Source organism: Allofranklinella schreckenbergeri, assembly GCF_003703475.1.
Lineage (GTDB): Bacteria > Pseudomonadota > Gammaproteobacteria > Burkholderiales > Burkholderiaceae_C > Lampropedia > Lampropedia schreckenbergeri.
Genome location: NZ_RDQM01000020.1, coordinates 14004 through 37290 on the forward strand (window position 1 = coordinate 14004; position 23287 = coordinate 37290).

15 protein-coding genes and 2 pseudogenes are annotated in these 23287 nt (G+C 59.6%); 10 read left to right on the top strand and 7 right to left on the bottom strand.

Annotated features, from left to right (window positions below):
• Positions 1-375: 375 nt before the first annotated feature.
• Positions 376-4260 (top strand): DUF4214 domain-containing protein, encoded by a 3885-nt coding sequence (locus tag EBQ26_RS11750; RefSeq protein WP_122239395.1) that lies wholly within the window; start codon positions 376-378, stop codon positions 4258-4260.
• Positions 4261-4558: 298 nt separating this feature from the next.
• Positions 4559-6583, top strand: coding sequence for a BCCT family transporter (locus tag EBQ26_RS11755; protein WP_238944346.1), 2025 nt, complete (start codon positions 4559-4561; stop codon positions 6581-6583).
• A gap of 238 nt (positions 6584-6821) precedes the next feature.
• On the opposite strand, the gene EBQ26_RS11760 is transcribed toward EBQ26_RS11755, so the two are convergent.
• Positions 6822-7538, bottom strand: a complete 717-nt coding sequence (locus EBQ26_RS11760; RefSeq protein ID WP_122239399.1) for a Crp/Fnr family transcriptional regulator — start codon at positions 7536-7538, stop codon at positions 6822-6824.
• Between the two features lie 286 nt (positions 7539-7824).
• On the opposite strand from EBQ26_RS11760, the gene EBQ26_RS11765 reads away from it, so the two are divergent.
• From EBQ26_RS11765 to EBQ26_RS11775, 3 genes are all read left to right on the top strand, one after another.
• Positions 7825-8679, top strand: coding sequence for an ABC transporter permease (locus tag EBQ26_RS11765; protein ID WP_238944347.1), 855 nt, complete (start codon positions 7825-7827; stop codon positions 8677-8679).
• Between the two features lie 95 nt (positions 8680-8774).
• Positions 8775-9797, top strand: a complete 1023-nt coding sequence (locus EBQ26_RS11770; RefSeq protein ID WP_122239403.1) for an MlaD family protein — start codon at positions 8775-8777, stop codon at positions 9795-9797.
• Positions 9798-9898: 101 nt separating this feature from the next.
• Positions 9899-10582, top strand: a complete 684-nt coding sequence (locus EBQ26_RS11775; protein ID WP_122239405.1) for a hypothetical protein — start codon at positions 9899-9901, stop codon at positions 10580-10582.
• A 303-nt stretch (positions 10583-10885) separates the two neighbouring features.
• Here the strand turns inward: EBQ26_RS11775 and EBQ26_RS11780 are convergent, their stop codons facing one another.
• A complete protein-coding gene (locus tag EBQ26_RS11780) occupies positions 10886-12391 on the bottom strand; it encodes a malonyl-CoA decarboxylase (RefSeq protein WP_122239406.1) in 1506 nt (501 codons plus the stop codon).
• A gap of 128 nt (positions 12392-12519) precedes the next feature.
• On the opposite strand from EBQ26_RS11780, the gene EBQ26_RS11785 reads away from it, so the two are divergent.
• Complete coding sequence (locus EBQ26_RS11785) at positions 12520-13011, top strand: LapA family protein (RefSeq protein WP_238944348.1); 492 nt, start codon at positions 12520-12522, stop codon at positions 13009-13011.
• A 150-nt stretch (positions 13012-13161) separates the two neighbouring features.
• On the opposite strand, the gene EBQ26_RS11790 is transcribed toward EBQ26_RS11785, so the two are convergent.
• The 5 genes from EBQ26_RS11790 to gspL all read right to left on the bottom strand — a co-directional run bounded on the left by EBQ26_RS11790 (position 13162) and on the right by gspL (position 19765).
• Positions 13162-14550: a GspE/PulE family protein gene (locus tag EBQ26_RS11790; protein WP_122239420.1), complete on the bottom strand. Its 1389-nt coding sequence runs from the start codon at positions 14548-14550 to the stop codon at positions 13162-13164.
• A gap of 145 nt (positions 14551-14695) precedes the next feature.
• Positions 14696-17062, bottom strand: a complete 2367-nt coding sequence (gene gspD / locus EBQ26_RS11795) for a type II secretion system secretin GspD (RefSeq protein ID WP_238944350.1) — start codon at positions 17060-17062, stop codon at positions 14696-14698.
• A gap of 18 nt (positions 17063-17080) precedes the next feature.
• A complete protein-coding gene (gspN, locus tag EBQ26_RS11800; protein WP_122239408.1) occupies positions 17081-17920 on the bottom strand; it encodes a type II secretion system protein N in 840 nt (279 codons plus the stop codon).
• Positions 17921-17969: 49 nt separating this feature from the next.
• Positions 17970-18518: a type II secretion system protein GspM gene (gene gspM, locus EBQ26_RS11805; RefSeq protein ID WP_238944351.1), complete on the bottom strand. Its 549-nt coding sequence runs from the start codon at positions 18516-18518 to the stop codon at positions 17970-17972.
• Positions 18515-19765, bottom strand: a complete 1251-nt coding sequence (gene gspL / locus EBQ26_RS11810) for a type II secretion system protein GspL (protein ID WP_122239412.1) — start codon at positions 19763-19765, stop codon at positions 18515-18517. The genes gspM and gspL overlap by 4 nt, the downstream gene beginning before the upstream one ends.
• Before the next feature lie 364 nt (positions 19766-20129).
• Here gspL and EBQ26_RS11815 point away from each other — a divergent pair, with 364 nt between their 5' ends.
• The 4 genes and pseudogenes from EBQ26_RS11815 to EBQ26_RS11830 all read left to right on the top strand — a co-directional run.
• Positions 20130-21665 (top strand): hypothetical protein, encoded by a 1536-nt coding sequence (locus EBQ26_RS11815; protein ID WP_122239414.1) that lies wholly within the window; start codon positions 20130-20132, stop codon positions 21663-21665.
• 123 nt (positions 21666-21788) lie between these two features.
• Positions 21789-22691 carry a peptidylprolyl isomerase gene (locus tag EBQ26_RS11820; RefSeq protein WP_122239416.1) on the top strand — a complete coding sequence of 301 codons (903 nt, stop codon included), beginning with the start codon at positions 21789-21791 and terminating at the stop codon, positions 22689-22691.
• Between the two features lie 257 nt (positions 22692-22948).
• Positions 22949-23149: pseudogene (locus EBQ26_RS11825) on the top strand (helix-turn-helix domain-containing protein); the annotation flags it as partial.
• Between the two features lie 54 nt (positions 23150-23203).
• A pseudogene (locus EBQ26_RS11830) lies at positions 23204-23287 on the top strand (DUF1153 domain-containing protein); the annotation flags it as partial.

Genomic DNA, 23287 nt, shown 5'->3' on the forward strand with positions numbered 1-23287 from the left:
AGAAAATGACGAGATTTTTCAACGCTATCACGCGTTGGGCGAGCGCAGCTTCGGCGTGCGTGCAATCCTCTCCAATGCCGCTCCTGACACAGCGCAGGGATTGTATTTTTTGCATGCCCCCAGTCCTGTGCGCTATCAACTTGCGCATACAATCCTCGGGCGAGCCGTGAGCGACTTGGCCTTTCGGCGCGTTGGTCGTGGGGCGGTGCAGTCTGTTTTACACAACAGCCGAGCTGTTTCCCGGCCATTGGGCATGATTTCTAGGCTTGACGGGCCTAAAAGAATCTGCATACTAGTGAACTATCTGCCGTCTCGGTCAGTTGGCTGGGGCGGGTGGAAACTCGCAATTTTTCTAAGCCTCTATAGGAGAATCCCATGGCTGTTTCTGATCATTTCGACAACGTCCAAAAGATCTATCTCGCGTTCTATCAGCGCCCTGCCGATCCTGGTGGTCTGACTTACTGGGCTGACCAGGTTGAGCAAGCCGGTGGCGATATCAGCAAGGTGATCGATGCCTTTGCAAACTCGGCTGAAGCCACTGCTCTGTACGGCAAGATTGACGAAACCACCATTGGTAACGTGATTGATGCTGTGTACAAAGCGCTGTTTAACGTGACTCCTGACCAGGCTGGTAAGGATTACTACGTTGAGGGCTTCAAGGCCGGCACATTCGGTCCTGGCACCATTGCCCTGAATATCCTCAACGGCGCTCAAGGCAATGACCTGACGGCTATCAAGAACAAACTGGATGCCGCAGAAAAGTTCACCAAGGTGCTGGATCCTGAGCTGGATGGCGCTGGCGCTCTGGCGACTTACAACGCTGAAGATGCGGTGGCTGTGCGCAAGTGGCTCGCTGGCGTGGATGCTGTCAACCGCGTTTCTGAAGATCAAGTCAAGTCTTTCATCAAGACGACCGTTGCCTCCCCCACCGATCCCATCAATGGTGGCGTTCAGGGTACGCAATTGACTCTGGCTGCCGACAAGCTGTTCTCCGATGCCGATGGCGCAGTGTTCAAGGCTCCTGTTGAGCAAAACATGCTCGGCTCCCTGAACAACACGCTGGCCAGCGGTGACGTGATCCTGGCGACTGGCAAGGGCGCCAAGCTGCAAGCCGATTTGGTTGAAACAGTGATTGGTGCGCACTCCAATGCTCCCGCCATTAACCCGACGGTGACAGGGGTTGAGGTTGTCGAAATCCGTGCGCTGGAGCAGGCTACCAGCGGTGGTGGTGGTACGGGTACTCTGACCGCTTCCCAAGTGGACGCTGAGAATTTCTACGGCGTGAAAGAGTGGTGGTCTGTTAATAGCCGTGCTACGGTTCAGATCGAAGATGTGCGCACCCGCCCTGAAGAGACTCTGTTGGGCTTCCGTAGTGCAGATGCAACGCCAACGTCTGGTACGCAAGTTGACTTCAACGTCTTCTTTAATCCTGACATGCTGCATGCCAATACGCGCGCCAAGGATTCGAGCATCTCTCTGATGATCGACTCCATCAGCAAGCCTGGTGACTTGAGCCAGGTGCCTGCTGATGGCGTTATCTTTGAACTGGCTGGCAAGCAATACACCGTGCGTGCTGATGCCATTGGTGAGGCCAAAAACCACGCCGAATTCATGGCTGCTCTGACTGCCGAGCTGGCCAAAGAGCCTGCTCTGGCTGGTCTGCAAGCCACGCTGAGCGGCAACGAAGTGACCTTGGTGGATCCTGCTGGCGGTACCTTCAAGCAAGGCGGTTGGACGTTCAAGAACAACATCGTTCCTTCCTCAGGTGACATCAAGTGGGCGCAAAGCGTTGGCAAAGCGACCGACGTGACTGAGCCTGTCTCCACCACACTGGTGCTGGACAAGGTTGGCCACTCCACCAGCCAAGGTGGTGGCGTGAACATTGGTTCCGCTGGCGCAGGCGGTATCGAAGTGTTCGACCTGAAGGTTGGTGGTTCGAGCTGGGTGCGCAAGATCGAATCCAAGGCTGAAGTTGAGCATAGCCTCAAAGGCGATCAGCATCTGGCCGAGGTGAAGATTTCTCACCTGGAAGACGGCGTCAAGGGTGGTCTGAAAGTTGGTGAAGTGTCCACCAATACCGACGGTCGCGTGCAAGCCAATGGCTTTACAAACGTACGTGAAATCAGCGCCGAGGGCTTTACGGGCGCTCTGAATCTGGGTATCGCTCTGACGGCGGATGCTGTGAACCGCTACCTTGGGCCAGACGTGAAAGAGCCTGTTGAATTCGCTTACGTTGGTGGCGAAGGTGCGGACCTCTTCAATATCTCCATTGATGGCGCTGTGACTGCCGATCCTGACTTCCGCGGCAAGATCGATTTGGGTGCGGGTGATGACCGCTTGGTCTTGAAAGCTGACAAGCTCGATCAGATCAAGATCGACGGTGGCGAAGGCCGCAACACCATCGTGGTGGAAGGTGCTGGCTTGGGCGCTGGCGCGCTGAAGCCCAACGAATTCAAGAACTTGCAGGTTTATGAAATCGGTGGTACCACTCGTGGTCCTATTGGAGGGCCGGCTGTCGTTGGAACGCATACGTTCACGTCGCTTGAGTCGGTGGAGGAAGTAATTGTTGCCACTGGCAAGCCGCATGAAATTTGGGAGGTAGTACCGCCGTCGACGACTCCGAGCCATACCGCCGATGCGTTTGGCGGCGCGAAGCTGGTGGACTTCAATGGTGACAAGCTGTTGGTGACCGGTAGGGAGCAGACTGTTACGGATGGCAATGCGGATCAGGTGTTCAATGAGTTGACGCTGAATGGCGCAAACAAGGCGGCCGTTACGGTGACGCTGGATAACGCTGCACGTAAGGATGGCAAGCTCACCGTTGATGCCATGACGTTTGGCGACAATGGTGCTGATCTGAGCCAGGTTCGCGATCTCACGATCGAATCCAAGGGCCAGCGTGATGTTTCGAATGAAGTTACCGTCTTGTCTGCTGAGAAAGTGGGCAACTTCACAGTGAATGGTACGCAAGCTTTCACGACGAAGATTGTGGCTGCTGCGAACACGGCTTCTGCGAATCCGGCTGACTACACCAACCTGGTGGTGAATGCTTCCGGCTTGGCTGTGAAAGAAGGCAAGCCTGGCTTCGACCTGACACTGGATGCGGATATCGTGACCAAGGTGGATACGGGCAGCTCTTCTGCTGCTGTGACCTTGACGGGTACTGCTGGCAAGGACAAGCTGACCCTGACCGATGGCGCTCTGCAATTGACAGATGACACCACGGTGCTGGGCTTCGAAACCATCCAGTTCGGTGACGCTGCTGCAACCGCTGGCAAGTTCAACGCTTCCAAGGTGATCGGCGCGACGGACTTCATCCTCGCCAACACGAGCGGTGCTTTGGAACTGACGCATTTGGGCAACGCCATCAATGTGGACGTGAATACCAAAGATGTGGCTGATAACGTCACGATTCGTGGCGCTGGCGCGAAAGAGTCCGTGAACATCAAGTTCCGTGACACTGGCGCTGAAACCACTGATTGGGAGCAGGGCTCTGCTGAAAAGCTCTATGTTGGCGGCTACAAGAACATCAAGCTGGATCTGACTGCCAAACAAGTGGCTGGCGAAGTCAACACGTACAACTTCGACCTGGAGCTGCTGGATCGTGAAGGCAAGAATGCTGACGACCACGTTGGCACCTTTGTTGAAACGGGTGCTACCGACTGGACTGGCAAGGGTATTGCTGCCCGTACGCTGGAAGTGGTTGGCGGCGATGCCAAGAACCATGACGACTCGCTGACGCTTGATGCTTTGGATGTGGCTTTGGATGTCATCGACTTCTCTGGCTACAACGGTACTGTGACTGGTGCTCTGAAGAATCATGCCGCCAAGCCTGCTCTCGATGTGACGATCAAAGTTGGTGGATATGCACTTGATTGGGAGCTTAACCAGACTGGAACCTCCAAGTTCAACACGATTTTTGAATTCGTGAAGCCGAAGACGGGTGTGCCAGGTGCTGACGTTGAGAGTGCTGGTGTTGTTTGGACAATTAAGGACTTCGTTGGTGGGGCCACATCCCCCAACGCTGGTGATGCTCAGAACTGGACTAAACTGGACTTGACTGCTCTTGGCATTAAAGGTATGAGTGACGTACTTGTTACAGGGATCGATACGAACTCTGACGGTACAGCCGACTTTACCTACATTTACAGTCAGGCTGAAGCTAGCTCGGGCTTGTCTGAACCATACACTTGGGCTATCAAGTTGGTTGGTGATTACACACAAAGCGGTGCGATCCTTGCCGAGCAATTTGCGTCCTAAGCGTTCAGGTCTGAAGATCCATCGGAATTAACCCGGTGGTGACAAGCCGCAACCTCGCAAGAGGTTGCGGTTTTTTTGCGTTTGGGCGGCATGGCAGGCCGATGGCGTCTCTTGCGCAGGGCTTCCCGCGATTCGGAGGCGAGACTCGGGGTGAGAAAGGGAGCCGCTTGCGCATAGCCGTGGAGCGTCCGGCGGTTTGCTTCAGGCTGGTGCTGCTACCATCGAACGCTCCCGACATGAGGCATGGCATTAGTGCCAGCCTTCTTTTTCAACACCCATGAAGGAAAGGAATCCGCTTTTGAGTGAATCGAGCAAACCACAGGTGACAGGCAGTCCCATCAACCCGGCCGTGTTCTACAGCGCCTCGGCGGTGATTGTTTCCATTCTTCTTTTTGCTGTGCTTGCGCCCCAGCGCGCCGATGCTGTCTTCAAGGCCTTGCAGGCGGCCATCGTGGCCAATGGCAGTTGGTATTACGTGCTGACGGTGGCGATTATCTTGATTACCACGATTTACCTGGGCGCTTCCCGCTACGGCAGCATTCGCCTGGGGCCGGATCACGCCAAGCCCGATTACAGCAATGTGTCGTGGTTTGCCATGCTGTTTTCGGCGGGCATGGGTATTGGTCTGATGTTTTTTGGCGTGGCGGAGCCGGTGATGCATTTTCTGGCGCCGCCGGTGGCCGAGGGGGGCACGGTGCAGGCCGCGCGCGAGGCGATGCGGCTGACGTTTTTCCATTGGGGCATTCACGCCTGGGCGATTTACGCCATCGTGGCGCTGATCCTGGCGTTTTTCAGCTACCGCCACAACTTGCCGCTGACGCTGCGCTCGGCGCTGTACCCGCTGATTGGCGACAAGATCAACGGCCCGCTGGGGCATGCGGTGGATGTGTTTGCGGTGGTGGGCACGCTGTTTGGCGTGGCGACGTCGCTGGGCTATGGGGTGTTGCAGGTCAATGCGGGTTTGAACCACCTGTTCCCGAGCATTCCGGTTTCTGTGACGACGCAGATTGTGCTGATTGTGTGTATCACGGCGTTGGCGACGGCTTCGGTGGCTTCGGGGCTGGATCGGGGGGTGAAGTTTCTCTCCGAGCTGAATCTGGGCCTGGCGGCGTTGCTGCTGCTGTTTGTGCTGCTGGCTGGCTCGACGGTGGCGCTGCTGCAAGCGCTGGTGCAGAACACGGGGCACTATGCGTCCAACATCGTGAACATGACGTTCAACCTGTTTGCTTACCAGAAGACGGACTGGATTGGCGGCTGGACGATTCTTTACTGGGGCTGGTGGCTGAGCTGGGCGCCGTTTGTGGGCTTGTTCATTGCGCGGGTGTCGCGCGGGCGCACGATTCGGCAGTTTGTTGTGGGCGTGCTGCTGGTGCCCACGGGCTTTACCTTCATGTGGATGACGTTTTTCGGCAATTCCGCGATCGACATGATTTTGAACCAGGGCTACAAGGAGTTGGGTGAAGTCGTCTCACAGGATGTGGCCTTGGCCTTGTTTTCGTTCCTGGAGCATTTGCCGCTGTCCACGCTGTCGGCGTATGTGGCGCTGTTCATGGTGGTGGTGTTTTTTGTGACTTCGGCGGATTCGGGCGCGCTGGTGATGGATATGTTGTGCGCGCATGGCAAGACCAGCTCCCGCCTGGGCTATCGCATTTACTGGGCGGTGGGCTCTGGCGCGGTGGCGGTGGCGTTGTTGCTGGCGGGGGGCTTGAGCGCGTTGCAAACGATGGCGATTGCCAGCGCTTTGCCGTTTGTGACGGTGTTGATGGTGGCGGTGTATGGCCTGTTCAAAGCTTTGCGCGTGGATATGCAAAAGCAGTTGGTGCAGCAGTTCGCAGCCCCGGTGGCGGCGCCGATGCTGCGCGCCAAGGGCGCGTGGCGCGAGCGTTTGCAGGTGATCATGAGCTTTCCCGACCGCGCCAGCGTGGACCGATTTATCGACACGACGGTGGCGCAGGCATGCGCGGAGGTGGCCGAGGAGCTCAATAGCCTGGGCGTGCAAGCGCGGGTCAGCCAAAGCGCCCCGGGCCAAGTGGCTTTGACGACCAACCATGAGGATGAGATCGACTTCACTTACCGCGTGGTGGCCGCTGCTCATGTGCAGCCTGCGTTTGTGCAAGGCGATAGCGCCGCAATGCCAGCGCCCGCCGGTGCGCCGGTGGCGCAGCAACCCTCTCAGGAGCCATCCCGGTACTACCGCGCCGAAGTGCATTTGGGCCAGGGCGGGCAGGATTACGACATCATGGGCTGGAGCAAGGAGGGGGTGATTAACGACATCATCGACCAGTACCAAAAGCACATGCATTTGCTGCATAGCTTGCGGTGATGGGGCTTGGGGCTGCTGCCCTCTCCTGCATGCCAACAGCCCCTGGCAAGGCGTGGCATGCATTGCCGCGCCGTGTTGTGCGTTGGTGGCCGGGGTGGCCCACGATCTTGACCCAAAACGCTCACCTGCCTGAGCATTGAATGTGAGCAGCGATTTTTACAATTCAAAAGAAATAAAATACCCGTGTTTCGGCAACATGGGTATACAGTGATTTATCTTTTGATTTGAAATTGGAAATTCAAGCGTAAGCGGACAGGGCGGGCAAATCCAGCACGTGCAGGCCGCCGTATTCGAGGCGGATCAGCCCCTGCGCTTCCAGCCGCACGAGGGCGACGTTGACGCGCTGGCGCGAGAGGCCGATGAGGTAGGCCAGCTCTTGCTGCGTGATGCGCAGGGTGTTGTCGGCATTGGGCGCCAGCACCGGATTGAGCAAGGCGGCCAGCGAGCGGGCCACGCGCGAATCGGGGTTGGTGGTGCGATCCGTTTCTCGGCCGATGATGAACTGCCCCACGCGCTCGTTGAGCTGGTACATGATGACGCGGTTGAACTCGATGGAGCGGTCGAGCAGCTCATGAAAGGCCGCCAGCGGCAGCGCCGCGATGGTGCTTTTGCGCAGCGCCTGGATGTCGTAGCGGTAGCGCTCGCGCTTGAGGGCCGTGCCTTCGCCAAACCAACTGCCCGGCGGCAAGCCGGCGTAGCTGATGGTGCTGCCGTCGGCGCGGTTGTTGCTCATTTTCAAAAGCCCGTCGATCAGCCCCAGCCAGTAGCGCACCGGCTTGCCTGCGGTGCAGATGAAGTCGCCCTTGAGGATTTCGCCTACGGCCAGCGCCTGCTCGGCAAAGCGCCGGTCGGCGGGTTTGAGCTGGTGCAGCCAGGCGATCGATTGCAGCTCTTGATCGGTGGGCGCGCGGCGCGTTTTGAGGACGGCGGGCAGCGCTCTTTCACGGGGCTTCATGGGGCGAAGGGGGGAGATAGCAATAGTCAAAGATACCGGCTCAGCATACCCCGTCTCTATCAGCGTGGGAATAGGGAATGCCTGCGCATGTGGGCTCAGAGCGTGCCATGCACTTTTCGCCCCCCGCGAGAGCGCAAAGTGCATCACACGCTTTAGCACTGGGGCAGAATCGCCTTTGGTTGCTGCGGGATGCGAGCGTGTTCAAAATTTTGGACACGCTTTCAACGTGCGGCATGTCCGTGTTTTGAGCTGGAGAGGCGCGCCAAGCGGGTGCGCAGGTTTTGCGATGGAGACAACTTTTCGCCAGCCGCAGGCGGCATCTACGCCTAAGCCTACGCCGATCACCCGAGCGCAGGCTGAGCCAAGCCGCCCGGACGGGGTGATGCAGGCTTTGCAGGAGTGGTGGTGGCTGTGGTGGAACAACCTCTACCTGGGCAGCGCCGCCTTGGTGCTGCTGTGCTATCCCAGCAGCCATCGGTTGCGCATGTGGCTGGTGGTGTGTTGCCAGGTGTATGCGCGCTTGCGTTGGTCTTTGCTGGTTTATGTGCTGATTACCGCTGCCGTGGGGATGGTGAGCACGCAAATTGTGCGCAATGCCCTGTTTGGTTTTGGCCTGTTGCAATTGACGCCCAATTTGCTGCTGCGCGTGTTGCTGGTGGAGCTGGTGCCACTGGCGGCAGCGCTGGTGGTGGCCATCAAGTTGAGTATTCCGCTGGGGGTGGAGTTGGCCGGGTTGCGCCGCCGCCGCCATTTGCAGCGCCTGGAGGATGCGGGGCTGGATGCCATGCGCGCCGAATTTCTGCCACGTTTGCTGATGGGGGTGTACGCCGCCGTGGCGCTGGCGGCCTTTGGCAGCGCGGTGGTGATGGTGACGATTTATCTGGGGCTGTATGGCTATACCACGGCGGGGTTGGAGGCGTTCACGCACATCTTCGGGCGCACGATGACGCCGCTTTTCACCGCCATCTTCGTCGCCAAAGTGCTGGCCTTTGGCTACATTGCTGGCTTGATTCCGCTGACGGTGGCGTTTATCGATCCGCGCTACGGCCTGCGGCGCGATTCGGAGTTGACTACGCTGGCGCGTGTGCTGGCCCTGCTGATCCTGGTCGAGGTGTTATCCTTGACCGCCAATTACTATTGATTGCAACCAGGGCGTGTCATGGGCTGCAAGGTTCATGACACGCTCGCACGCTAACGGTTGCCTGCGCGCCCAGGCGTTTTTTTCTGCCCGTGTCCATGAGCCAAGAGCCTTCTCCTTCAGCGCCTGCCGCTGCGGCCAGTGCGCCAGCGGTTTCTTCGTTGGGGCTGGCGCCGCTCAAACCCATCCGCCATTTGTATTTCAAGGCAGTGTTGTTGATGGCGCTGACGCTGGTGCTCAGCGGTGCGGCTTTGGGTTATTTGTTCTACGCGCGTGGTGCGTTCGAGGAAAAGCAAACGCTGATTTTGACTACCGACGATTCCGAGGGCGTGACCGTCGGCATGGATTTGACTTTCTCGGGCTTTCCCATTGGCAGCGTGCGCAAGATTGAGCTGGCCGACGATGGCAGTGTGCGCATCCTGATTGACGTGCCCGTGCGCAATGCCCACCGCCTGCGCGAATCGAGCATCTTCACCATGGTGCGCAGCATTTTGGGCGCCACCTCGCTCAAGGCCTACACCAGCGATTGGGAAGATGCGCCCCTGCCCGACAACGCCGTGCGCACCGTGCTGTATGGCGATGCGTCGGCGGAAATTCCGCAGCTCATGGCCTCCACGCGCAATCTCATCAACAACCTTACCGGCCTGACGGCAACGGACTCGCACCTGGCACAAAGCCTGGAGCGCGTCAGTGCGCTGGGCCAGGATTTGGCGCGCTCCGTGGGCGATGGCGGCATGCTCAAAGTTCTGCTCGGCCAGGGCGAGGATTTGCAGGCCCTGCAACGCGCGCTGGTGCAGGTCAACACCTTGTTGGCCTCCGTCAACCGCGTGGTGGGGCGCGCCGATGCCCAGGTCTTTGGCCCCAAAGGGTTGATGCGCGATGCGCAGAGCGCAACCCGGCAACTGGCCCGCTTGCTGGAGGAAACCCGCGCGAGCCTGAAGCAAGTCGATGCCATCCTGGCCGATGCCAAAACCATTTCCGGCCAGGTCAGCGAATCCAGCGCCGATTTGGCCAGCTTGCGCGCCTCGGTGGAAAGCAACCTGCGCCAAATCGATGCGCTCATGGGCCAACTGCAAAACACCTGGCCCTTTGCCAAAGAACATCAACTGACCTTGCCGTAAGCCTGTGCAGGCAGTGCAACCCGGCGGTCATGGCTTTTTTCACAGCACCACTTATGTTTGGCAAGCGACTTTTGATCTGTCCCCGGCCGCTATGGGCCGCAATGGCCGGGGCATTGGCGGTCACGCTGGCCGCATGCAGCAGCGCCCCGCCTGCCAAGCCCTGGCAGGTGCGCTCGCTGGCCGCATCGGAATTGGCTGAAGCCGCCTGGCTCGACGGCGCAGAGCGCGTGGCTGCGCACGAGTGGGACAAGGCCCGCCAGCAGATTGCCCGCACCGGCCAGCCGCAGGCCCTGGCCCAGTTGGAGCTGCGCCGCTGCGCGGTGCTGGCGGCCAGCCTGGATTGGCAGCCTTGCGCCGCCTTTGAGCCGCTGGCCCCCGCCAGCGGTGAGGCCGCACGCGCTTACGCCGCCTATTTGCAAGGCCAACACCTGAGCAACGCCCAGCGCGGCCTGCTGCCGCCTGCCCAGCAAAGCCCGGCCGCGCTGGATGCGGTGGATGCGCGCGCTGTCGCTACGCTGCAAGCCGTGCCGGAGCCGCTTTCGCGCCTGCTGGCCATCGCCTTGCTGGCCCGCCGATCGGGCCAGATGCCGCCCGAGCTGATGCAATTGGCGATCGACACCGCCTCCGAGCAAGGTTGGCGCAGGCCATTGCTGGCCTGGTTGCTGCGTCAGCAAAGCTATGCCCAAACGCATGGCTTGGCGGATTTGCTGGAGCAAACCCGGCTGCGCCTGGCCATCGTGCAGGGTGAGTTGGGGCAGGCAGATGCGGCGCCCAAAGCGCCGTGAAAGTTTGTCCAAAAGCGGCGCTGCTGCGCAGTGCGGCGATTTTATCGATCAATAGGAAAAGAATCCATCTTGTTTCGGCAGATTGGTCAATGATCGATGTTTCTTTTGATTTGAAATTCATGATTTCAGATCAAAAGAAATGCCATGCTTTGATAGGCATGCCGTAAAAGGCTGGATTTTTTGCCTAATGATTGGTGGTTTGTGCCAGGGCGGCCAGAAGATTGCATGCCAGCCTGCCGGGTGTTGGCGGGCAAAGCGGCGGTAGTCGCGCGTGGAGAAAGGGCGGTCTTTGGGCGCTGGCGCTCACCCTTCGCGCCGGATGGGGTTGGCGGCGAGCAGTTTTTTCACCTCGCTGGAGTGGGCCAGCAAGCCTTGGCGGGCGTAGGCGTGGTATTGCTCGTCGATGGCGTCCAGGCGGTACAGGTAGTTGACCATCAGGCCCAGCGATTGGCGCAGGCCTTTGGCGGAGCTGTCGCCCATCCAGTTGATTTGTTGCAGGCTGGCGCCGTTGCCGAAGTGAAAGCGGGCTACGGCGTCCAGCGGCTCTTGCTTGCGTTTTTGCATCAGCAGATAGTGGGCGCATTCACCCATGAGCCATTGTTTGAGTGCGACTTCTTCTTCGCGTGGGTGGGCGTTGGCCTCGTGGGTGGCGAGCAGGGTTTGCAGGCGCTCGTAAGCGGTGTCGGCGGTGGTTGCCGGGGCGGCGGCATCGGTGGAGGTGTCGGTAGGGGCGGCGGTGGCGTGATCGGCCAGCGCGCGCTGTGCGATGGCGGGCAGTTGCTGCACGTAGGCGGCATCGGCCAGTTGCGTGCGCAGCCATTGCCCGAAGCCGGGCACGGGCGAGAGTGTGGCAAAGGTTTGCAGCTTGGGGAATTCGTGCGTGAGTTGCTCGACGACGCGCTTGATGAGGAATTCGCCCATGCTCACCCCGCGCAGGCCGGGCTGGGCGTTGGAGATGGAATAAAAAATGGCGGTGGTGGCCTGGGTGGGGTCGTTGGTGGGCTGGGCTTCGTCCAGCAGCGCTTGCACGCTGGAGGCCAGCGATTGCACCAGAGCGACTTCGACGAAGATCAGTGGCTCCTCGGGCATGCGGCCGTGGAAGAAGGCGTAGCAGCGGCGGTCGGAGTCGAGGCGGTTGCGCAGGTCGTCCCACGATTTGATTTCGTGCACGGCTTCATAGCGGATGACTTTTTCCAGCAGCGAGGCGGGCGAGCTCCAGCCGATGCGTTGCAGCTCCAGAAAGCCGGCATCAAACCACAGCGTCAGCAAGCGCAGCAAATCGCTCTCCAGCGGTTGCAGGGCTTGCTGGTGCTCGCGCAGGCTCAGCAGCTCGGCGCGCATGCGCACCAGCGCTTCGATGCCTGCGGGTAGTAAGTTGAACTGGCGCAGGATGTGCATGCGGGGCGATTCCAGCGTTTGCGCCAGCCGCGTTTGCGCGTGCAGCTTGTCGGCGGCGTTGCCGCTGCGGGCGGCTTGCTGCCAGTGCGCGATGGCGACTTCCAGCGCGGCTTCGTCGATGTGAAAGCCTTGGGCCAGGCGCAGCATGAAGGCCAGGCGGTCCTGGGCGTTGGCTTTCTGGTAGGCATCGAGCAGGCGGCGCGCGCGGGCGCGCACGCGGGTGTCGCTATCGGCGCGGGAGGTGGCCTCTTGCAGCAGGGCGTCGATTTTTTGCCATTGGCGCTTGTCCAGCGGCTCGGCGCTGGCGTTGGCGCTGGTGGCATCGGCCGTGCCAACCAGGCGTCGCCACAGCCGCATGATGCCCATGCGCGAGGCGATGGAGGGTTCGGTTGAAGGGTTGGGGGTGCTCATATCGGTCGCGGGCCAGAAAACAGGGGTGGGGGCATGATAATCTCGCCCATTGTTCAATCGGCTTCAACCGGCGGCTTGGCGCGTCGGGGTCAACCTGCAAAAAAAGAGGTGTCGCAATGCTCTCACGAATGACTTTGATTGTTCTCGTCGCGCTGGCTATTGGCAGCATCTATTTCTTCAACTGGGAGGCGATGAACACCGTCAGCACCATTTCCATCGGCTTTACCACCATGCAGGCGCCGATGGGCATTTTGTTGCTGGCGCTGTTCGGGGTGCTGTGTGTGCTGTTTCTGGCGTACATCCTGTGGCTGCACAGCACGGTGATTGTGGATTACCACCGCCACACCAAAGAGCTCAAGCACCAGCGCGAGCTGGCCGACAAGGAGGAGGCGTCGCGCTTTAACGAGTTGCGCGAGTTCCTCGTCAAGCAGCACACGGAGGGGCAGCAGGCGCTGCTGCGCCAGATGGAGGAGCTGGAGGACCATATCTACCGCCGTGTGGACGATTCGGATAATTCCACCGCCGCGTATATCGGCCAGATTGAGGACCAGTTGCGCCAAACGGGCACGACGCCGCAGTTGGGCTTGAGCGCGCCGCCGTCGGAGCCGGATCGGGCTTGAGCGGCGGGCATCGGCCCTGACCCGCATGGGGTTACAGCAAAAAAGGCGCTTGGGTAGCGCCTTTTTTGTTTTCAATTCAAAGTAAAAGCAATTTGTTTGTAATCATGCCGAAACAGGCATGATTTTTTGCTTGTTGAATGGTGAATTTGCTCAATCCCGGGTGACGCGCAGCACTTCCTCGAAGCTGGTGATGCCCGCTTGCACCAGGCGTTGGCCGTCCTCGCGCATCAGTTGCATGCCGTGGGCCAGGGCGTGCTCGCGGATGGCGGCTTCGGCCTGCTCGCCGTGGATGAGGGCGCGGATGGCCTCGTCCACCACCAGCAGCTCGAACAGGCCGGTGCGGCCGTGGTAGCCGTTTTGGTTGCAGTGCCCGCAGCCCTTGCCGTGGCAGTGCGTGCAGTATTTGCGCACCAGGCGCTGGGCCAGCACGCCCAGAAGCGAGGAGGAAAGCAAGAACGGCTCCACGCCCATGTCGATCAGGCGCGTGACGGCGCTGGCGGCGTCGTTGGTGTGCAGCGTGGCCAGCACCAGGTGGCCGGTCAGCGAGGCCTGGATGGCGATTTGCGCGGTTTCGAAGTCGCGGATCTCGCCGATCATGATGACGTCCGGGTCCTGGCGCAGGATGGCGCGCAGCGCGGTGGCGAAGGTCAGGTCGATCTTGCTGTTGACCTGGGTCTGGCCCACGCCGGGCAGCTCGTATTCGATGGGGTCTTCCACCGTCATGATGTTTTGCGCGCGCGCGTCCAGCCGGTGCAGCGCGGCGTAGAGCGTGGTGGTCTTGCCCGATCCGGTGGGGCCGGTGACGAGCAAGATGCCGTGCGGCTGGTGGATGAGGCGCTCGAACTGCGCCAGGGTCTGGCCCTGCATGCCCACGGCTTCCAGGCTCAGGCGGCCTTCGCTTTTGTCCAGCAGGCGCAGCACGGCGCGCTCGCCATGCGCGCTGGGCAGGGTGGAGACGCGCACGTCGATGGCGCGCGTGCCCAGGCGCAGGGCGATGCGGCCGTCCTGCGGCAGGCGTTTTTCGGCGATGTCCAGATCGGCCATGATCTTCAGGCGCGAGATCAGCGCGCCGTGCAGCGCGCGGTTGGGCTGCACGATCTCGCGCAGGCTGCCATCGACGCGCAGCCGCACGCTGGAGTGGCGCTCGTAGGGCTCGATGTGGATGTCGCTGGCGCCATCGCGCGCGGCCTGGGTCAGCAGGGCGTTGAGCATGCGGATGATGGGCGCGTCGTCGGCGGCTTCGAGCAGGTCTTCCACGGCGGGCAGCTCCTGCATCATGCGGGTCAGATCGGCCACGCCTTCGACTTCGCTGACCACCAGCGCGGCGTCGGAATCACCGCCGGAGTAGGCGGCGCTGATGCGCTGGGCCAGGGCGGCGGCGTCGAGCACCTGGGGCTGGGCGGTGGGGTACTTGCGCAGCGCTTCGCCCAGCGCGCTGGAGTTGGGGCTGGGCGTGTGCCAGAGCACCAGCGCCGCGCCGTCGTCTTCGAGCAGCAGTTGCGAGGCGCGTGCGAAAGCGTAAGGCAGGGGGTAGTGCAAAGCGGCCATGGCGGCGGGGGTGGGGGAGGGTTGCAGGCGTCGAGGGGTATTTCAAATCAAGGTAAATTTGATTTAATTTCCATGTTGCCTAAATCAGGTGATTTATTTTCTTTTTGATTTGTAATAAAAAGGTGTTTCGTGCCGCTCAATCCACCCAACCGTCGGATTCGCCGCTGCGCAGGTTGCGCACGTCGGGTTGGTGGCGTGGGTTGGGCGGCTCTGGCTCGTTGGTCAGCACGGAGAGCGGTGCGATGGTGCGCTTTTGGCGGGCCTGGGTTTCTTTTTCCGAGAGCGCGGGCGCGGCGGGCAGCGTGGGCAGGGCGGGCGCGCTGTTGACGCTGGGCATGAACAGGTGCTGCTGGGGTTGGGCGCGGTGCTGGCTGGCGCGCATCAGGTCGTAGCGCTCCAGCGCCAGGGCGTCGCTGCCGCTGGCGTCGTAGAGCACGGTGGGGCGCAAAAACACCATCAGATTGACCTTGCTGCGCGAGCGCTGCTCGCTGCGAAATGCGTTGCCCACAACGGGGATGTCGCCCAGCAGGGGCACTTTTTGCTGCGAGGCCAGGTAGCGATCTTCCAGCAGGCCGCCCAGCACGATGATGCCGCCGTCTTCCACCAGGATGTTGGTTTCGATCAGGCGCTTGCTGGTGGTGGGGCCTTTGTCGGAGTTGCTCAGCAGGTCGGAGACTTCCTGCACCACGGCCAGCTTGACGGTGCCGTTTTCATTGATTTGCGGCTTCACGCGCAAGGAGATGCCCACGTCCTGGCGCTCGATGGTCTGGAACGGGTTGACGCTGCCGATGGCGTTGTTGTTGCTGGTGTACTGGCCGGTGACGAAGGGCACGTTTTTGCCGATGAGGATGCGCGCTTCTTCGTTGTCGAGCGTGAGGATGTTGGGCGTGGAGAGCACGTTCACGTCGGACATGCCTTCCAGAAAGCGCGCCAGCAGCCCCAGCACATAAGTGCCGCCGTAGTTGTGCGCCACGCCCAGGTTGATGCCCGCGCCGAGGTTGGAGAGCGCGCCTGCGGCGGCCTGGCGCGTGCTTTGGCTGGCGCCCGATGCGCCGCCCAGGGCCGCAGCCAGGGCCAAATCCAGAATATTGGCGCCGCTGCCATTGCCGCGGAAATTGGTGCCCAGCGCGCCGACGTTGGCATCGCCCGCGCGGCCGATGCCGCCTTGCCATTGGATACCGAATTCGGCGGCTTTTTCCGCGCTGACTTCCACCACCATGCTTTCAATCAGCACCTGGGCGCGGCGGCTGTCGAGCCGGTCGATCACCGCGCGCAGTTGGCGGTAGAGCGGATCGGGGGCGGTGATGATGAGCGAGTTGGTGCTGGGGTCGGCCTGGATCAGGCCGCCGGTGGAGGCGGCCTGGCTTTGCCCGAAGTGCACGCCGGCGCTTTCGCCCAGGCCGGCGCTGCTGGAGAGGCCCGCGCTGGCGCTGCCATTGGCCTTGGGCGCGTTGGGTGTACTGGGGGGGCTCGACCCGCTGGCGTTATTGGCGTTGGCGTTGAGCTGCCCGGCGGCCAGGGCCGCGCGCAGGGTTTGGGCCATTTGCGTGGCGTCGGCATTTTTCAGAAAGACGACGTGGATGTTGGCGTGCTCGGCCGAGCTGCCAGGGGCGGGGGGCTTGTCCAGCCGGGCCACCAGATTGCGCACTTGGGCGATGCGCGCGGCATTGGCGGCGCGCACGATGACGGCGTTGCTGCGGGCATCGGCCAGGATGGTGGTGCGAAAGGCTTGCCCGGCTGCCGCTGTGCCTGGCGCGGCGTTGCCAGCGCCCGAGGCGATGGCGGCTGTTTCGCCCAGCAAGCGGTTCAGCAGCGGCACCATTTCGCTGGCGATGGCGTGTTGCAGGGGGATGACTTCGACATCGCTGGCTTCGGCCACATCCAGCGCGGCGATGATTTTGGCGATGCGCGCGAGGTTGTCGGCATAGTCCGTAATCACCAGCGCGTTGGTGGCGGGGTTGACGTTGATGGTGTTGTTGGGGCTGATGAGCGGGCGCAGCGTGGGCACCAAGTTGGCCGCATTCTCGTAATGGAGGCGAAAGATTTGCGTGACGATTTGCCCGCCGCGCGGCGCGGTGGGGAAAGCGCCTTGCGAGACATGCACGCCGCCCGATTGCAGCTTGGCATCGGCCTCGGGCACGACTTTATAGAGTCCGGCCGATTCGACCACCGTAAAGCCTTGCAGGCGCAGGGCGGCGAGGAATTGGTCAAAGGCCTGCCGCGCGGCAACGGGGCGCTCGGTCACCAGGTTCAATGTGCCGCGCACGCGGGGGTCGACAATGACATTGCGCCCGGTGATGGTGGCCATGGCGCGGGCGACGGCTTCGATGTCGGCGTTTTCAAAGTTCAGGGTGACTGGCTCGCCCGGGCGCACGCTCGCTTGTGCCCAGGCATGCGGGCCGGGCCATGCTGTCATCAGCAGCGCGGCGACCGCACTTGCGGCCAGCAGACGCAAAGGAAGACGAACAGGCGCGCTGGCCGGGAAGGGGGCTGAGGGCAACATACGGTATTGACTGCAATATCAGAAATTCAGAATGGCCCGCTCGCCATCGCGGCGGCCCAGCAGGCTGAGGAGGTTGGAGAGGGCGGGCAAATAGGCTGGCTCAGCGCTGGCGACGCCTGAAAAACGCATGCGCTGGCCTTGCCAGCGACCTTGGCCGCTGAGCATGAGCGGGCCGCTATCGGTGAGCAATTGGGCTTCGAGACGGCCCTGGCCCTCAGGCCCGCGGATGATAAGGCGGTAGCTGCCCATGGGGCGGATGGTGGTCAGGCGGGTGGAGGTGTTGCGCAGCGAGGCTTCAACCGCGCCGTGCATGCGCAGGCGGCCGCCTTGCCATTGCAAGTGCCAGTCGTCCCAATGCAAGCCCAGATGGCCGTCGAGCTGCAAGGTGTTCCAGGGCGCGCCCAGCCCTTGCAGCAGGCCAGCAGGCCATTGGCTTTGATGGGCGCTGATCTGCACATCGGCCGTTGGCCCGGCCTGCCAGCCCAGCCGCAATTGCGCATGCAAAGGCTGGCTGGCGCAGCAATCGGGCCGCAGTTGTATGGCGATGCCCCGCCAGTGGGGGCGCAAGTGCCAGTGCAGGCGGCCGGGTAAATCCATGCGATCGCGGCTGCCTGCACCGCCTGTGAGGGCCAGCATGGCCGATCCGCGCCACACGGTGCCGTGTGCCGCGTGCAATTGGATGCGCCCAGCGCTGGCCGCTGCCATGCCAGCGGCCAGCCAGTGCGCGGGGGCGAAGCAGATGGCGGTGAAGCTCATGCCCAGCAGGCCGCCCAACAAGGCCCAGCGCCCCAGGCGGACGCGCTCAGGCGAGCGACGCGAGCGGGCGGGAGCGCGAGAGGGTGAGGGGCTAAGCGGCATGCAGCGTTGAATCGAGGCAAAGAAAAGGTGGCAGGGGTTGGATAACGCCTTATTGGCCGCTTGCGGCGTTGGGTAGCGCCCAGACGACTTGGCCGCTCCAGGTCATGCCAGAGTTGGCGTCAGAGGCTGGGCGCGTGAGTTGCACTTGCAGGGGCTGGCTGCGGGTGTTTTCGCGTGTTTCGCGCAACCATTGCGCCAGCGCAGCCGCTGGCGCGTTTTGAAAGCGCACGGTGAAACGATCCCCGGCCAAGGCGGTCTGTACCTGTTGCCCCAGGGCATCGTGGGCCTGGGTTTGAATGCGGCTGGTGAGCGAGGCGGCGCTGCCTTGTTGGGCGGAGCTGGCGAGAAGCTCTTGCAACTGCACAGCTTGTTGCCGCATGCTTTGCATAGCCTGGACTTGGCGCTCCAGCGCCAGGCGCTCGCGTTCGTAAGATCGATAGGTTTTCCACGCAGGCTGGATGGCCCATTGCCACAGCAACGCGCCGCCCACTACGAGCGCGGCCAGGCCGATCATGGCCCGCTCCCGGGTTTGCAAGGCCTGCCAGCGGCTGGATAGGCTGGCTGCCCAAGTGGTGGTTGAGGCAGGATGGCGTTTCATGGCCGCTCCCCCTGTTGTGTGGGTGTAAGGTGCAGCACCCCCTCTTGCCATTGGGCGTGCAGGCCCCGTTGCGGGAGCTGGGCCAGCCAGGACGCCATGCGGGTATCGTTTTGGGTTAAGCCTGTAAGCGTCAGGCGGCTATCTTCATAGCGGATTTCCTGGGGAATGACGCCCGCAGGCAGGCTGGCGCCAGCGTCACCCGCCAAGACTTCAAATGCAGCAGGCGTCAACGCCCCGCTGCGTTGCTGCAAGCGCTGGAGTTCTTGGCGCATTTGCAAAGGCGCATCCAGCACGACGGGCACTTGTGGAAATGTGGCGGTAAAAATTTGCCGAATCTGCGCACGCTGCTGCGCCAAGTCTTGCCGGGCCTGCCAAGCCCAAACGTTAACCCCCAAGAGCTGCACCAAGACCAGCGTTACCACGCCGCGACGCAGCCAGCGCCATTGCGGGGCATGCCATAGCGCCCGCGCGCTGGCGCTGGCGTGCTGGGCCAGTTTGTCACGCCCCGAGTTGGCAAATTGAAATTGGGCCAAATCCCAGGGCGAAGCGGCAGCGCGCAGCAGCCGCTGGCTGGATTCCATCAGCTCGACAGATCGGCCCAAATACTGCTGCGCAAGCTGGTACACGGCAGGCTCGGCTTGCACAGACAGGGGGTGGCGTTCGGTGGCATGCAAAGTGGCCGCAGCAGAAGTGAGCGGCAACGCCAAAACACCACCATCTTCTGCCGGGTTGACGACGAGCCAGGGCGCCTCTGCCGTGCCCAGGACATAAAGGTTGGTAGCGGTTGGTGAGGTTTGGGTGTGGCCCTCTTGCGCTGGTGCAATAGCTGGGACGATACGTCGTACGGCAATGCCGTGTGCGGCCAGGTTGGTCAAATGGCTTTGCAATTTGTCCGCATGGCAAACTGCGACCCAGCAGGCTTGGCCTGGCACGGCGCCGGGCTCCAAGGCGAAATGCAACTGGGCGGTATCTTCTAATACTTGATCTTCCAGCAGCCCTTGCAGGACCGCGCGCAAGCGGGTGCGGTCTTTCAGCGAAATTTGAGGCAGCTGCACTCGATGCCAAGATATGTCTTGTACAGGCAGCGCCAGCACCACATCCCATCCTTTGCTCGGTTGCGGCAAAAGGGCCGCTGCGCTTTGCCCGCTGTGGCTGACGGTTTGACCATCATCGCTTTGGACAAAACTCCATACGGCAGTGCTTGCGTCAGCGAGAGAGGAAGGGGCTTCTAGGATCAGAATAGGCATAGGCAGTCCGGGCTCGGGCGGCGAGCATTGTAGAAGCCGATAACAAGCTTGGCGTGAAAGCAGTGGTAGGGTGAAAATCTTCGTAACTTGATGATTTTTATTGGTATTGGTCTTTCTGGGCAACGCTGTCGTCAAAAAGGATAGGAAGCTTCTTGCGAAACGCTCGCAAAACCAATAGACTCACGCTGCAAAATGGCATAGGAACCTTGCGTGCGCGCGAGAAAGAGGGTTGTTGTTTTTTAGCAAAGCCAACTAATTTCTGTGCGAGGGGCCATTTGGGCGACGAAGTCCATGCTACGATGCCGTGGCGTGATCGAAACTTGGTCGTTACGCTTTCAAACCATCCTTTTTTTGGAGTTCACTCATGAAAAAAAATGTCTTCGCTTTGAGCGTGGCAACAGCTCTGGCTGCTTTGGCCGGTTCTGCTAACGCGCAAGTTCCTTTTATTCAGCCTGATGCGGGTACTGTTTCGGCTGGTAATGTCGTTGCGACGGAGTTTCGTGTTAACGATGGTGGTATTGGTCATGTGTTGCTGCAGCCCTACTACACGGTGCAGGGTGCGCGCAATACGCTGTTGAACGTTACCAATACGGATACCAAGAACGGGAAGGCTGTAAAGGTCCGTTTCCGCGGTGCTCGTAACTCTGATGATGTGTTTGACTTCTATGTGTTCTTGTCGCCTGGCGATGTGTGGCGTAGCCGCGTTTATCGCGACGGTGAGCGGACCTATCTTGATTCCAGTGACACTAGCTGCACTTTGCCTGGTGCGGATGTGATTAAAAACACTGCGTTCAAGACTGTGCGTGTCTTCAATGATTTGGAGTCTGAGGTTCGCGAAGGTTATGTTGAGCTGCTGACTGCGGCTGATATTCCTCCGGGTTCGGCTCTGTACAAGTCGATTAAGCATGATCGCATGACGGGTAAGGTTTCGTGCAATCTGCCTCAATTGATCGACTCTACAGTCCGTCTGACGGATCTGGATACTGCTCGCAAGAATGGGTTGGACTTCCCGACTGCTGGTCTGGTTGGTCAGTGGGCGATTGTTGATGTGAGCAAGAATAATGCTGTGAGCGGTAATGCGACTGCGCTGGTTGCTACTGATGCTAAGGGTGTCCCAGGTGCTGGTAGTATCGTGGTTGCGCCTCAGGACTCTGTCGTTGCTCCGTTGGCATGGACAGATGTGACTAGTCCAGTTTTGGGAACGACCGATCCTTTGTTGACCAAGGGTTCTGTTCAGGCTCAGAACTTTGACTTCCCTGACCTGTCTACCCCTTATGTGAAGTATGCGCCGACTACGCGCACTCCGGCTGGTCATCAGGCTAACGAGTTGTCGGCAGCTTTGGCTGTTAGCAAGGTTGTTAACGACTTCTCTACTGGTATGGGTGTGGACTTGAAGACTGATTGGGTGTTCTCCATGCCTACCCGTCGTTATGGGGTTGCTATCGATTACGCAACGAACACTCCGGTTGAAAACTCTGAAAGTGCATTCTTCCAGTTGGCTGGCGGAGCTAATCGTGCCGGTAACGTTCGCTTCGAGGTTGAGAACGGTATTCCTCATCTCTCTATCGCTCTGAATGGCTCTTATTTCGACAATAATGAGCGTCAGTTGCAGCCTGAAGTTTCTCCGGCGCGCATCCAGCGCCTTGCAGGCGAAGTGAACGTGTTGACCTTCAACGGCAATCCGGCTGATTCTGTTTTGGGGGCTCAGATTGCTGCACAACGCGTGAATCCTAAGTTGGGTACAGAGTCTATTGCTGAGGGCTGGGCTTCTATTAGTCTCGAGAATAGCGTAGCTCTGGCTAACGGCTATCGTAGTGCCTTGCCTGTGGTTGGCTATGCATCCTTCACAGCGGGTTCTGCGGCTTTGGGCTTCACTTTCCCTCACCGCTACAGCCGTTAATTTGAGTTAGTGCTTTTGACCGCCGTCAGGCGGTCGATCAAAAAAGCAGGCGTTCAGCCTGCTTTTTTGTTGGTAGGTGAAGAGTTTGGACGCTCTACGCTGGAGTAGGAAGGAAGGTAATTTATGCAAATTCAATATTTTTTTAGCTCGCTGGTTATTGCTTTTGTTCTGATGGCTTCATCAGGGGCGCAGGGGCAGATCCTGTTGCATAGGGAAGGGCAAGAGATTACGGCACAAGATTTTGAGGCTGATGCCTTGGCGTTGCCAGCTAACGTTCGACATCATGCACTTTCTGATCCGCTTAAAGTGGAAGTTGTCGGGAAGGGGCTACTGGTTCGCAATACCTTGGCGGCATTGGCTAGAGAAAAGGGCTTGGATAAGGGGGAGCTGGCTCAAATACGCCTGCAGCAGGTCCAGAATGCTGCATTAATGGATTTTTTTTTGGAAGATTTATTTAAATCCAAAACTCCTTCGGATTCGGAGTTGCTGGAATATGCGAAAGTTGAGTATAAAAATAATTTGGATCGTTTTAAATTGTCATCTGATGAACGCAAGGCGAGCCACATCTTGATAGCGGGGTTGGAGGGTGATTCTGAAAATAAAATTAATGATTTATATCGCCAATTAGAGGAAGGGGCGGATTTTGGTGAATTGGCGTTTAAATTTTCTAATGATTCTGGTAGTGCGCCGAATTATGGCTCGTTAGGTTACGTTCAGGAGGGTGAAATGGTGCCCGAGTTAGAGGTTGAGTTGAAAAAGCTCAATGAAAAGGGGCAGTATTCTAATCCTTTTAAATCCCGTTTTGGTTGGCACATAGTTCGATTGGATGAAGTTCGACCCGCAGGCGTTTTGCCTTTTGATGCTGTTCGAGATGAGTTGATCTTAGAAGGGAAGCGTAAGAGTTTTGGAGATTTACGTGAAACGACTTTCCAGAAAATTGTTTCTGAAATAAAAATGAATAGAGAGGCTATTGAGGGATTTGCTAAGAAAAATAAAAATATGGCTGACCAAGAAAGAGATAGATGATCGCTCCTGCCCCGCCATAACCTTGTTGGGCGCTTATTGGTTCGAGGAAGAATATTTTTAATTGCAAAAATTCACGAAGGGTTAAATCCATTGGTAAATCTAATTGATTATGATTTTTTCAGATCAATAGGACTCGAAGAATAGAGCATGTTGTGAATTTCCGCACTCTTGCGAGTGCGCACAAAGTTCATAATATGCCCTATTGATCAGAAATCAAACGACTTGAAATAAAAGCTTCAATCTGCAGATAATGTGTCATGGAAATGATCGATATGAGAAAACTGAGCCCTGATGCGCGTCAAGAGCGGCGCAGGCAAGTCATCAAGCTGCGTCGGCGGGGTTGGACGTACGAAGCCATTGCCGCCGAGTTGGGCTTGTCGCGCACAGGTGTTTTCGACATCTGCAAGCGCTTTGACGAAGGCGGCAGCAAAGCGCTGGCCGACAAGCCCTGCGGACGCCCTGTATTGACCTAGTGAAAACCTGCTCAGGAGTTAACGTTGAAGGAAACGACGATGAGCACCCTGATGGAAGACGACATCAAGCGCTGGACGGCCAAGCGTAAAACGGCCCTGGTCCTGGACATCATCCAGGGCAAG

Coding starts and splice junctions, on each gene's coding strand:
- EBQ26_RS11815 (WP_122239414.1), top strand. CDS start 20,130: ATGAAAAAAAATGTCTTCGCTTTGAGCGTGGCAACAGCTCTGGCTGCT.
- gspD (WP_238944350.1), bottom strand. CDS start 17,062: ATGTTGCCCTCAGCCCCCTTCCCGGCCAGCGCGCCTGTTCGTCTTCCT.
- gspN (WP_122239408.1), bottom strand. CDS start 17,920: ATGCCGCTTAGCCCCTCACCCTCTCGCGCTCCCGCCCGCTCGCGTCGC.
- EBQ26_RS11820 (WP_122239416.1), top strand. CDS start 21,789: ATGCAAATTCAATATTTTTTTAGCTCGCTGGTTATTGCTTTTGTTCTG.
- EBQ26_RS11775 (WP_122239405.1), top strand. CDS start 9,899: ATGGCCGGGGCATTGGCGGTCACGCTGGCCGCATGCAGCAGCGCCCCG.
- EBQ26_RS11765 (WP_238944347.1), top strand. CDS start 7,825: ATGGAGACAACTTTTCGCCAGCCGCAGGCGGCATCTACGCCTAAGCCT.
- EBQ26_RS11750 (WP_122239395.1), top strand. CDS start 376: ATGGCTGTTTCTGATCATTTCGACAACGTCCAAAAGATCTATCTCGCG.
- EBQ26_RS11760 (WP_122239399.1), bottom strand. CDS start 7,538: ATGAAGCCCCGTGAAAGAGCGCTGCCCGCCGTCCTCAAAACGCGCCGC.
- EBQ26_RS11780 (WP_122239406.1), bottom strand. CDS start 12,391: ATGAGCACCCCCAACCCTTCAACCGAACCCTCCATCGCCTCGCGCATG.
- EBQ26_RS11770 (WP_122239403.1), top strand. CDS start 8,775: ATGAGCCAAGAGCCTTCTCCTTCAGCGCCTGCCGCTGCGGCCAGTGCG.
- gspL (WP_122239412.1), bottom strand. CDS start 19,765: ATGCCTATTCTGATCCTAGAAGCCCCTTCCTCTCTCGCTGACGCAAGC.
- gspM (WP_238944351.1), bottom strand. CDS start 18,518: ATGAAACGCCATCCTGCCTCAACCACCACTTGGGCAGCCAGCCTATCC.
- EBQ26_RS11785 (WP_238944348.1), top strand. CDS start 12,520: ATGACTTTGATTGTTCTCGTCGCGCTGGCTATTGGCAGCATCTATTTC.